The organism is Microcoleus sp. Pol8_D6 (genome assembly GCF_036700965.1).
Classification (GTDB): Bacteria; Cyanobacteriota; Cyanobacteriia; order Cyanobacteriales; family Microcoleaceae; genus Microcoleus.
The window spans coordinates 48,136-59,386 of sequence record NZ_JAUBPW010000040.1; the positions used below are offsets into that span (position 1 = coordinate 48,136).

Here is an 11,251-nt window from a genome sequence, read left to right on the forward strand (position 1 = left end):
ATACTAACTGCAATGTTTCTTTAAGCAGTAAGGTGCTTATGCGCGCACCCTACATATAGAAGTTCTGCCTCCCAGACTGCTTTTCTCAATTAACAAATCCCCCAAACACCGCCATCCCGTAGTATTTCCAAGGCACTGCAACAGTGTCAAATTTAGCTTGTACCAGCATTTCCAACTGTGCCGAAAGTGTAGCTAGGCGATCGGGATTAGAATACCCATAAGAGACACTCGTCCCCACATTTGCCCGAATTTGTGCTAATGTTGCCCCCTGATTTTGCGCCCAATCTTCTCGCGCCGCTTGATAAATATCTTTCATTGCCGCTGATTCTGCTAAAAGAGGATCGGCATTCCAAAAACAGCCACCAGCATTTAAACTTTCGCGAATGCGTTGAAACAATTTCAACTTCATCTCATCCTCAAGATGGTGAATTGCCAGAGATGAAATGCAAGCATTGAATTTATTGCCCAAGCCTGATAAATTGGGATTGTTTGCCCATTCTCCAAAATCCATTTCTATGCCAGTCCACCGGGCTGCGTATCCTGCCGACTCTATTTTGGCGCGGGCAAAATCAAGCATTCGCGGCGAGTAATCGACAGCAACTATTTCCGCCGATGGGTAGCGTTGGAGAACTTTTACAGTGAGTTCCCCCGTCCCGCAGCCGAGCTCTAAAATGCGGTGGTTTGTGTTAGCAATGCAGCCGGCTACTACCTCCAGCATTTCGTCATACTTAGGTAAAAGTCGCCGAATGCCGGTATCAAAATCAGCAGTATTGACGAAAACTTCTCCCGGAAAAATTTCCTTGTTATTAGGTGAGACAGTAGAGTCAGAATTCACGATCGCCAACCATAGACTACAATTGCTATCCTAACCGAGATAAAGCAAAAATTGCGTGAAGTAGGGACACGGCACTGCCGTGTCCTTAACCGATCATCTGTACTTCACTCAACAGCAAATCACTATAAAGTTATGCGTATTCTTACGGATAAGGGAAACACTCGCGGTAAACAATAATTAACCCTCCGTTCCACCCAGAGAGTATTGGTTTACCCCGGACGACAGCAAAACAGTCTGAACCAGCAGTGTTATGTTAGTAGTGCATAAATTGAAATAAAGATTAAAGCTCAGGCTTGAGGATACCATGCGCCAGTTGATTTCTCGCAGTCGGGCTGCCATCAGCCAATTAATTTATAAGCGGATTCTGCTTGCGCTGACAATTTTATTTTGTGTAGGTGTAGGAGTAGCGATGGCCAATATGTCTCGTCTTTCCTCCACCCTAATCGAATCGCAAGCCCTCCAAAATGCCACCCTCTATGCCCAAGCAGTTAAAGAAGCCCGCACTCTTTACAGTTCCGATGTTGTCAATCCTCTAAACACCGCTAAAGCGATTAACTTTACCCACGACTACAAGCCGACAAAAGTAACAATTCCGGTACCGGCTGCTTTCTTAATAGAAGTCGGTCAAAATATCACCAATAAAAATCCCGAAGTATCACTTCGTCTCTACAGCGACTACCCGTTTCCCTGGCGGCGAGGAGAAGGCGGAGCCCGAGACGATTTTGAACGGCAAGCTATTACGTATTTGACCCAAAATCCGACACAAAAGTTTTTTCGCCGTGAGGATTATCGCGGCAAACCAGCATTTCGATATGCCGAGGCAGATATTCTAAGTTCTAGCTGCGTGAACTGTCACAATACTCACCCTGACAGTCCTAAAACTGATTGGAAATTGGGAGATGTGCGGGGAATATTAGAAATTACTCAACCTCTCGGTACCATCACCCAAAACACTCAAAGTGAACTTAAGAACCTGTTTTTACTGTTAGTAGGACTTTCAACTTTAGGGGTAACAGGATTAACTTTATCTATCAGCAGGTTGCGCCAAAATGCTAAACAATTAGAACGGCGCGTCTGGGAACGCACGGCACAATTGCAAGAAACTAATGTAGAATTGGTAAAAGAACAGGAAAAGAGCGATCGCCTGCTGCTCAATATTTTACCCGAATCCATTGCTACTAAGCTAAAAGATGGTCAAAGCAGTATTGCTGACGGCTTCGCAGAAGTCACGATTTTGTTTGCGGATATCGTAGGCTTTACGGTGCTTTCATCACAAATATCTCCCGAAGAATTGCTCAAGTTTCTCAACGAAATTTTTTCAGCCTTCGATTGTCTGACAGAAAAGTACGGCTTGGAAAAAATCAAAACAATTGGAGATGCTTACATGGTAGTGGGAGGTTTGCCAAATCCCAGCACCAACCACGCTGAAAGCATTGCGGAAATGGCTTTAGATATGCAGGAGGAATTAGCAAAATTTAATGCCAAACATCATGCAGGAATGAACATTCGCATCGGCATCAATACCGGACCTGCAATTGCGGGGGTTATTGGCACTAAAAAATTTATTTATGACCTCTGGGGCGATGCCGTCAATACAGCATCCCGCATGGAATCCCACGGGATTGCCGGCGCGATTCAAGTCACACAATCAACTTACGATATCTTGCAAAATAAGTATCTGTTTGAATACAGAGGAATGATCCACATCAAAGGCAAGGGCGATATGAATACTTATCTGCTTGCAGGCAGGCTAGTCAGCGCAGTTTCGGTTTAATTTGTTTATTATATTATGAAGGGGTCTGCTAGTTAGTCCGGAGTCATCAGTCATTAGTTGTTAGCCCTTAGCCAAGAACTAACAGTTAATGCCTGCTGGCTTTTGACTGCTGACAATTACAGGAATTACACAAGGGATGTGAGAACCAGGTTTCTGCGCGGTTGCTTCGTTGACAAACCAAAAATTTATTACGAGAAACCGGGTTTATTTTCCTATGTCCTACATTAGCAATTGGCAAAATAGTAAGTTTTATGTTATCGCGGATTTTATCATTTTTGAAATTTTTCAAATCTCGCTTGTCTAGGCAAATAGCTTTGTGGGTATTTGCTAGCATTCTTGTCATAGAGGGAATTATTTTAGTTCCCTCTTATTTTCGGCGAGAAAATGAACTTTTAAGTCAACTTGAACAGGTATCTCGGGCGACTGTTGATTCCCTAGAGTTTTTGCTACAGCAAGATATTTCCGATCGCACTTTCTTGCAAGAAGAAGTAAAAAATATTATTAAGGATTCTCAAGTAGTCTTAGGACTATCTATTTACCAAGCTAACGGTGAGCTAATATATACACTTGGCGAACCCCCAGAAATCAGTTTACAGCAACTAAAAAAAGCTCGTATAGTTCACAATCACAATTTCGATGGCAAGCGCTACGATATTGCTTGGACGGAGCGACATTTTGGAGGAGATTACATCTTAATTGTTCGCCACGATGCTTCCACAGTTCAGCCGGAACTCTACGCATTTATCGGGCGGATTGCGGTTCTAGTCATCATTATATCAGCCTTTGTCACTTCTGTGACTATGTTCTTTTTAGGCGTGACAGTAATTGCACCTATATTGAGGTTGCGCGATGACTTGATCGCTGCTGGAGACGCTTTGAGCAAAGATCGAGAACAACCTGATTTCTACTCTCTGTCTGTCAAGCGCGATGACGAGTTGGGAGAACTCATGGTCGCATTCAATCAAATGTTTCACCGAGTATACCAGGAAATTGCACAGCGGAAACAAGCTGAGGAAGTATTGCGCGCCGAACAAGAAAAGTCGGAACGTTTATTACTAAATATATTACCGGTAATGATTGCCGATCGCCTAAAACAAGGTCAGATAAATATTGCGGACGGATTTGCCGAAGTTACGGTTTTGTTTGCTGATATTGTGGGCTTTACCGAAATATCTTCGCGCACATCTCCTGAAGAATTAGTCGAATTACTTAACAAAATTTTTTCATCTTTCGATCGCTTAAGCGAACAATATGGTTTAGAAAAAATTAAGACGATAGGTGACAATTATATGGTAGCAGGCGGTTTGCCACTTCCCTGTACAAATCACGCCGAATCTATTGCCGAAATGGCCCTGGAAATGCAGCAAGAAATTATGAAATTCCGCGACGAATGCGGTAAACCTCTCAACATCCGCATTGGCATTAATACTGGGCCTGTTGTAGCAGGTGTCATCGGTACTAAAAAGTTTATTTACGATTTGTGGGGAGATGCTGTGAATACAGCAAGCCGCATGGAATCTCAAGGACTTCCGGGTAAAATTCAAGTTAGCAACTCAACTTATGAGTTGCTGTGCGATAAGTATTTGTTGGAAAAGCGCGGTAAAATTAATGTTAAAGGCAAAGGATCTATGACGACTTATTTGCTCAAAGGCAGAAAATTGTAACTGACCAATTTAAGCATCGCCGGGGTATACGTGATATGGCGGCAGACGTTGCAGCGCAGCCGCCCTCTACACCAAACTAGATTTTTTTTGAACGAACCACGAAGATGCTAAGGAAACGTTCGGCGAAGCCGTTCCCGTTCCCCACAGGGGTTCCCGAAGGGTAGGGTAGGAAGAGAAGAATAAAAAAGAAAAAAGAAAAATTTCATAAGTGAGTAAAAGTTGCTATATTAAAAGGCGGCTTAATATTAGTTCTATTGGTGAAAATGACTGCGGATCAGGAACATAATTCTTCAAATTCACCGATTTGGCAGCCCTTCACGCAAATGAAAACGGCTGCCCCGCCGCTGAAGGTAATTCGGGGCAAAGGATCGGTGCTGGAATTGGCAGACGGGCGGCAAATTCTCGACTGCATTTCTAGTTGGTGGGTGACTGTTCATGGGCACAGCCATCCGGTTCTGGCTGAGGCTCTTTACGAGCAAGCCCAAAAGTTAGAACACGTAATCTTTGCGGGGTTTACTCACGAACCGGCCGAGAAACTTGCGAGTAAATTGCTAACTCATACGCCTGCTTCTTTAACGCGGATTTTCTTTTCTGATAACGGTTCTACTGCTGTTGAAGTTGCTCTGAAAATGGCATTTCAATATTGGCGCAATCTCGGAGAAACTAACCGTACTAGATTTATTAGTTTTGAGGGAGGTTATCATGGCGATACTGTGGGCGCGATGTCTGCTGGCAGAAGTTCGCTGTGGTGGGAACCTTTTGCACCTTTAATGTTTGCGGGGGATGTTGTTCCTTTTCCGGCGACTTTTGACGGCGATGATGAGGTGGAAAGCAAGGAGGCGGCTAGTTTAGAGAAATTGGAGTTTTTTTTAAAGCAGGGCAGCTATGCGGGAATTTTTATCGAACCTTTGGTGCAAGGTTCTGGGGGGATGCGAATGTGTCGCCCTGAGTTTTTGCGGGCGATCGCACAACTTGCCCGTCAGTTTAATGTATTGTTGATTTACGATGAAGTAATGACGGGTTTTGGTCGCACGGGCGAACTGTTTGCGTCGCTTAAATCTGGAACTTCACCGGATATCCTGTGTTTGTCTAAAGGATTGTCTGGTGGCTGCTTGCCAATTGCTGTCACAATGGCATCGGAGGATATTTATCAAGCTTTCTGGCGAGATGAATGGGACAAAGCTTTTTTTCACGGTCATTCTTACACCGGAAATCCCTTAGCTTGTGCGGTGAGTGTAGCATCCTTAGACCTTTTGGAGCAAAACCCAAATGTCTATCAAGGGATGGAAAAACTCCACCACAAATACCTGAATCAATGGCTGAGAAATCATCCTAAACTCGAACGGATTCGGACTTGCGGCACCATCGCAGCAATGGATGTGAAAACGGAAAGCGTTTCCGGTTATTTTAATGACATTGCTCCTGTATTGAAAGCCAGATTTCTCGAAGCGGGGTTTTTGCTCCGCCCCTTGGGAAACACGCTTTACTTGATGCCTCCCTACTGCATTTCTCCTGATGAACTAGAATCGATTTATCGGGTGATTCGTCAGGTTTTGGATACTCTGTAAACCCTTTAATTTTAGTAATGAATTTACCCAATTGGAACGATTTGGCTGACGACGCGCTGGCGGGCAAATGTCTCTCTCGCGAGCAATCTTTAGCCGTATTGCGCGCACCGGATGAGGTTTTGCTGGAACAACTAAACGCAGCTTATCGGGTGCGCCGCCACTACTGGGGAAACCGAGTCAGGCTGCACTATTTGTTAAACGCTCAAAGCGGTCTTTGTCCTGAAGATTGCCATTATTGTTCTCAGTCAAAAATTTCGACTGCGGAAATTGAGAAATATCCGCTTTTAGCTAAGGAGAAAATTCTGGATGCCGCCCAACGCGCAGCAGATTTAAAAGCTGGTACGTTTTGTTTGGTGATTTCGGGCCGCCAACCTAACGCATCTACTTTCGATCGCGTTTTGGATGCTGTTGAGACTGTGAAGGCAAATTATAACCTGAAAATCTGCGCTTGTTTGGGATTGTTGAGCGAGGAGCAAACTCATCGGCTGGCTAAAGCTGGAGTCGATCGCGTAAATCACAATCTCAATACTTCCGAATCATATCACACAGACATTTGCACGACTCACACTTTTGGCGATCGAGTTGAAACCGTCGAACACGTAAAAGCAGCGGGAATCACAACTTGTTCCGGCGGAATTTTGGGGATGGGCGAATCGGATGATGATGCGATCGATTTAGCGCTTTCGCTTCGCAATTTGGGCGTTACTAGCGTGCCGGTTAACTTTTTCATTCCGATTCCCGGCACGCCATTTGCAGATGTGAATCGGTTAACTCCCCGCCAATGTTTGCGAATTCTCTGTATGTTCCGATTTTTGCTTCCCAGCCAAGAAATTCGGATTGCTGGGGGACGGGAGGTGCATTTGCGATCGCTGCAACCTCTCGGACTCTACCCTGCTAATTCTATCTTTGTGGGCGATTATCTGACAACTCCCGGACAAGCTGCCCATCAAGATTGGGACATGATTCGAGATGCGGGATTTGCGATCGAATCTCCCGAAGGTTCTCTCTTAGAAGTTGATTCAGCAGTTACCAACTCCGACCAAAAAACCCTGGTTGTTTAACTATTATAGTAGTTTTAAATCGGATGAAATAGAGTAGGACACGGCAGTGTCGTGTCCCTACCCATATCTATATTTCATTACGCATGGGCGGATAGAAACCGGATTTTTGAGGTAGCAAATGCGTCAGCCGTAAGTTCTTATTAGATTGTAGCCAAAAACCATTATTTTCCGGTTGACATTCTTCAATCTCAAATCTAAAATCTAAAATCATACAAGGGGGGGAAATTGTGGACAAACGCGAAGAAATTACGATCGCAGAATACCAGCTAACTGCCGAATCTTTTCGAGAAGGAACTTGGCATCACGACGTATCCCAAAATCGATCCGCACTGACCGCTGCTATGCCCCGCAATCCAGGTAAAATTCTCGATATAGGATGCGGGCCGGGACGAGATTTAGTAGCCTTCAAGAGCCAAGGACACACAGTTGTAGGCTTAGATGCAACTCCAGCTTTTGTAGAAATAGCAAAGAAGTTATCGGGATGCGAAGTTTGGCAACAATCTTTTCTGAATCTCGACTTGCCAAAAGCCGAATTTGACGGTATTTTTGCCAATGCTTCCCTGATTCACGTTCCCAGCGACGAGATGGTGAAAGTGCTGCAAGATTTGCACAAAGCCTTAGTTGTTAACGGTGCAATTGTCATGTCAATGTGTCGGGGAAATTGGGAAGGATACGACGAGAGACCAACGGGAAAACGCTATACAGCCGGATGGGAATATCATACTTTAGCGCCTTGTTTAGAACAAGCGGGATTTGCAATTGTCAATCACTACTATCGTCCCCCCGGCTTACCCCGCGAAGCTCAATCTTGGGTAGTAATGGTAGGCAAAAAAATCTAACGTAAATGGGAAATAGGCCATCGGTAATTGCCAATCATTCCCCTCTGTTCCTCTGCGCCCTCTGCGGTTCAATAAAAAAACTCATTCACCAATAGACAGAAGATTGTTGTATAATTATATCCAGTCAAATAAACCACTTTCTGCACCAATTAAATCCTAATTAATATGACAGACAAATTCCACATTTTTTTGGCGGGTGCTAGTCGAGGAGTCGGCTTAGAAATCGCGAAATGTCTGATAGCACAAAATATGCAAGTAACAGCACTTTTGCGATCGCCCGCAACCAGCACAGAATTAGAAGCAATGGGGATCAAAGTCGTCACTGGCGATGCTTTGGATGCTGCTGCTATGGAAGCGGCGATGGCTGACGGTGAGCCAATTCATGCAGTAATCAGCACAATTGGCAGCTTGCCAAAAGATAGAGAAATATCCGATTATTTGGGCAACAAAAACTTGATTGATGCGGCTGCAAAAGCAGGCGTACAAAAATTTATTTTAGTCTCATCCATCGGCAGCGGTAATAGTGTCGGCGCTTTGCCGCCCCAAGCTTTAGAAACTTTGCGCCCGGTTTTAATTGAAAAGGAAAAAGCCGAAAATCATTTGATAGCAAGCGGGATGATTTATACAGTGATTCGTCCCGGCGGACTCAAATCGGAACCTGCAACGGGCAACGGTATTTTAACAGAAGATTGTCGAGTTTCTGGAACGATTCATCGGGCGGATGTAGCGCAGCTAGTTTGTCAGTGTTTAGTTTCTGATGCTGCTAACAATAAAGTTTTGTCGGCGGTAGATAAACAGATGGTTTACGGCAATCCAGAATTTGAGGTATTAACTTTCTAGGGGCGGGTTTAGCGCAAAAATAAGCTGGATCGCATCTAAATTGTATTTTTTGGGCAGGCTAGAAGCCCACCCCACAGGAAAATTCAATTCTTGTGGAACAGGCATCTTGCCTGTTCCTAAAAATGCGCCCACCCCACAAGAAAATTGAACTGTTGTGGAACAGGCATCTTGGCTGTTCCTAAAAATGCTGCAAGATTTTACACTCAAGAATCAAAGGGCTTAATCCACGATCGCCCGATCGCCCAATCCAAAACCCAACCCGCGATCGCAAACAATACCAGACTCTCGACACCGCGAACCGCAAACGGCAATAACTCCTGTAGGGCGGGCATCTTCCCGGGATCAAAAAACAATCCAGCATCCAATTGTCCAAAAGCCCGCACCAGCCCAAAAGCCAACACCGCACCAGATTTAAGCTGCGGATTAGTATCGCGACGGATAGCGTAGCGGTAAGTCACGCCGAACAAAAAACCGCCCAAAAGTGCGATCGCCCCTCTCAAGCCAAAATTTAAGTCAATTTCCCTTACCTGCAAACTTGCCAGAGAATCCAACCTATCCGCCAGAATTAAGCTATTACCAAGGGCGATCGCCCCAAAACCCAGCAAACAAGACAAAGCAGCAACACTCCCTGCCTTCAAAGATTCTACCCGTTCAGCCGCACTAAAATTTGACGAATCCTTCACAGCACCCTCATTTCAAAAATGGCTCAAATTGACTTATCATAAGGTTTGGAGTCACTTTGTACAGTTTGTTCAATAAATAGCTATGGATATTTTGTCACTCGGTTGGGTTTCGGTGCTAGTTCTGTTCTCCTTCTCAATTTCAATGGTCATTTGGGGACGCAACGGTTTCTAGATTCCACAATAGCTTGCGGGGCAGGCTTTTTAACGGCCCCGCATTTTTTATAATCCTATTTAACCCAATCAAAATAACAGGAGTTGTCAACATGACAGCCAAAAAAATCTTAATGTTAGTCGGCGACTTTGTAGAAGACTACGAAGTAATGGTTCCCTTCCAAGCACTGCAAATGGTAGGTCATACCGTCCACGCAGTCTGCCCGGACAAAGCAGCAGGCCAAACAATTCGCACCGCAATTCACGACTTTGAAGGCGATCAAACCTACAGTGAAAAACCAGGTCACAACTTCACTTTAAACGCGACTTTTGACGAAATCAACCCGGCAGACTACGACGCTTTGATTATCCCCGGAGGACGCGCCCCAGAATACATCCGCCTCAACGAACAAGTGCTGCAAATTACCCGCTACTTTGCCAACAGCAAAAAGCCGATCGCATCTATTTGTCACGGCTTGCAAGTCCTAACCGCCGCCGGCGTACTCGAAGGCAAACGCTGCACCGCATACCCCGCTTGCAGCCCCGACGTACTCCGGGCCGGCGGCAAATATACAGAAGTTCCCGTCACCGAAGCCGTAGTCGATGGCAATTTAGTCACCGCCCCCGCGTGGCCAGCACATCCTAACTGGCTGGCTGAATTTCTGAAAGTTTTGGGAACGAAGATCGAACATTCAGAGAAAGTCGAAGTTTCATGATTTATAAAATTGGGCATCGGGCATGGGGCATTAGAACTTACCACCAATTACCATGAAAATTTTCACAGTCAAAGTTAAACCGAATTCCAAACAGCAAAGCATCGCAGAACAACCCGACGGCAGCCTCACAATACATCTCAAGTCCCCGCCCGTTGATGGTAAAGCAAACCAAGAATTAATCATGCTGTTAGCGAAAAAGTTTAAAGTGCCGAAATCTGCGATCGGCATTAAATCCGGTTTTTCTTCGAGAAATAAACTTGTGGAAATTCCAATCGAACCTTTAACATAGAAATAACAGTAATAACAAATCTATCTAAAGAGGGATATAGACTAAACTTTAAAAGTATATATTAATAGTTGTAGAGTTAGAATAAAAAATTATGAGCATTGAAAATAGAGTCGAAGCAACAGCGAAGAATATTGAAGGCAAAATCCAAGAAGCTGCTAGCGAAGTTACAGGCAATCAGAAAGATAAATTAGAAGGTCAAGCCAAGCAGGATGAAGCATCAGCAATTCACCTGAAAGAAGACCTCAAAGATAAAGCAAAAGAGATTGTAGACCGAGCTTAGTAACAGTATTCCCTACAAGTTTCCTGCCTACTAAATCCCGCAAACGATATGTTTGCGGGATTTTTTTGTTATGTATGGGCGGGTTTTACCAACCATAATTGCCCAAAACTAACCATCTCATAAACCCGCCCCCACCAGCCCAAAATTCTGAATTAATTGAATTTAACGGTTGAGCGACGATGCTTAATAGGGGTTCCTTGTTGAGTGGGAAGGGGTTTATCAACATTATTGGTGCGTGGCAAAATTCAGCGGCGAACCGCCCCTAGAGATTCTAGTAATTCATAATGCAAAAGCATTAATTTTGTGGCGGGAATTGTTTCCATTGCATAAGTTGTGCCATCTTGATGAGAAAATTCTACCTCAAAAGCACTGCCATCAAATTCCATCACGACTGTTCCTACTTGTCCTTTATATAATTTAATGATTTGTGTGGTTTCAAAATGGGTTGCTTCTAAATCTTCAGTTAAAGCAACAATACAGCACTTTGCTTAACGATTAGGTACAATATTAGAGGTGGTAAGAAAGAGAACAATGAAACCCTACTCCCTAGAT

13 protein-coding genes are annotated in these 11,251 nt (G+C 44.4%); 10 read left to right on the forward strand and 3 right to left on the reverse strand.

What is annotated here, in order from left to right; translation table 11 throughout:
- Positions 1 to 85: 85 nt before the first annotated feature.
- On the reverse strand, positions 86 to 835 hold the full coding sequence (locus QUA10_RS17075; RefSeq protein WP_333081580.1) for a class I SAM-dependent methyltransferase: 750 nt from the start codon (positions 833 to 835) through the stop codon (positions 86 to 88).
- A 304-nt stretch (positions 836 to 1,139) separates the two neighbouring features.
- Between QUA10_RS17075 and QUA10_RS17080 the strand changes: the two genes are divergently transcribed.
- From QUA10_RS17080 to QUA10_RS17105, 6 genes are all read left to right on the forward strand, one after another.
- Positions 1,140 to 2,609, forward strand: coding sequence for an adenylate/guanylate cyclase domain-containing protein (locus tag QUA10_RS17080; RefSeq protein ID WP_333081579.1), 1,470 nt, complete (start codon positions 1,140 to 1,142; stop codon positions 2,607 to 2,609).
- 251 nt (positions 2,610 to 2,860) lie between these two features.
- Positions 2,861 to 4,273, forward strand: a complete 1,413-nt coding sequence (locus tag QUA10_RS17085) for an adenylate/guanylate cyclase domain-containing protein (protein ID WP_333081578.1) — start codon at positions 2,861 to 2,863, stop codon at positions 4,271 to 4,273.
- Between the two features lie 263 nt (positions 4,274 to 4,536).
- A complete protein-coding gene (gene bioA, locus QUA10_RS17090) occupies positions 4,537 to 5,841 on the forward strand; it encodes an adenosylmethionine--8-amino-7-oxononanoate transaminase (RefSeq protein WP_333081577.1) in 1,305 nt (434 codons plus the stop codon).
- Positions 5,842 to 5,858: 17 nt separating this feature from the next.
- A complete protein-coding gene (gene bioB, locus QUA10_RS17095) occupies positions 5,859 to 6,902 on the forward strand; it encodes a biotin synthase BioB (RefSeq protein WP_333081576.1) in 1,044 nt (347 codons plus the stop codon).
- Between the two features lie 227 nt (positions 6,903 to 7,129).
- On the forward strand, positions 7,130 to 7,741 hold the full coding sequence (locus QUA10_RS17100) for a methyltransferase domain-containing protein (RefSeq protein WP_333081575.1): 612 nt from the start codon (positions 7,130 to 7,132) through the stop codon (positions 7,739 to 7,741).
- Positions 7,742 to 7,906: 165 nt separating this feature from the next.
- On the forward strand, positions 7,907 to 8,581 hold the full coding sequence (locus tag QUA10_RS17105) for an SDR family oxidoreductase (protein ID WP_333081574.1): 675 nt from the start codon (positions 7,907 to 7,909) through the stop codon (positions 8,579 to 8,581).
- Between the two features lie 203 nt (positions 8,582 to 8,784).
- Here QUA10_RS17105 and QUA10_RS17110 read toward each other — a convergent pair whose 3' ends face one another.
- The gene (locus QUA10_RS17110) at positions 8,785 to 9,264 is read right to left on the reverse strand and encodes a hypothetical protein (RefSeq protein WP_333081573.1); all 480 of its coding nucleotides are present in this window, start codon (positions 9,262 to 9,264) and stop codon (positions 8,785 to 8,787) included.
- Positions 9,265 to 9,346: 82 nt separating this feature from the next.
- On the opposite strand from QUA10_RS17110, the gene petN reads away from it, so the two are divergent.
- The 4 genes from petN (at position 9,347) to QUA10_RS17130 (ending at position 10,699) form a co-directional block, all read left to right on the forward strand.
- Complete coding sequence (petN, locus tag QUA10_RS17115; RefSeq protein WP_071883976.1) at positions 9,347 to 9,436, forward strand: cytochrome b6-f complex subunit PetN; 90 nt, start codon at positions 9,347 to 9,349, stop codon at positions 9,434 to 9,436.
- 91 nt (positions 9,437 to 9,527) lie between these two features.
- Positions 9,528 to 10,130: a DJ-1/PfpI family protein gene (locus QUA10_RS17120; RefSeq protein ID WP_333081572.1), complete on the forward strand. Its 603-nt coding sequence runs from the start codon at positions 9,528 to 9,530 to the stop codon at positions 10,128 to 10,130.
- A gap of 52 nt (positions 10,131 to 10,182) precedes the next feature.
- Complete coding sequence (locus QUA10_RS17125; protein ID WP_333081571.1) at positions 10,183 to 10,419, forward strand: DUF167 domain-containing protein; 237 nt, start codon at positions 10,183 to 10,185, stop codon at positions 10,417 to 10,419.
- 91 nt (positions 10,420 to 10,510) lie between these two features.
- On the forward strand, positions 10,511 to 10,699 hold the full coding sequence (locus tag QUA10_RS17130) for a CsbD family protein (protein ID WP_333025464.1): 189 nt from the start codon (positions 10,511 to 10,513) through the stop codon (positions 10,697 to 10,699).
- A gap of 245 nt (positions 10,700 to 10,944) precedes the next feature.
- On the opposite strand, the gene QUA10_RS17135 is transcribed toward QUA10_RS17130, so the two are convergent.
- The gene (locus QUA10_RS17135) at positions 10,945 to 11,175 is read right to left on the reverse strand and encodes a DUF4926 domain-containing protein (protein ID WP_333081688.1); all 231 of its coding nucleotides are present in this window, start codon (positions 11,173 to 11,175) and stop codon (positions 10,945 to 10,947) included.
- Positions 11,176 to 11,251 lie beyond the last annotated feature (76 nt).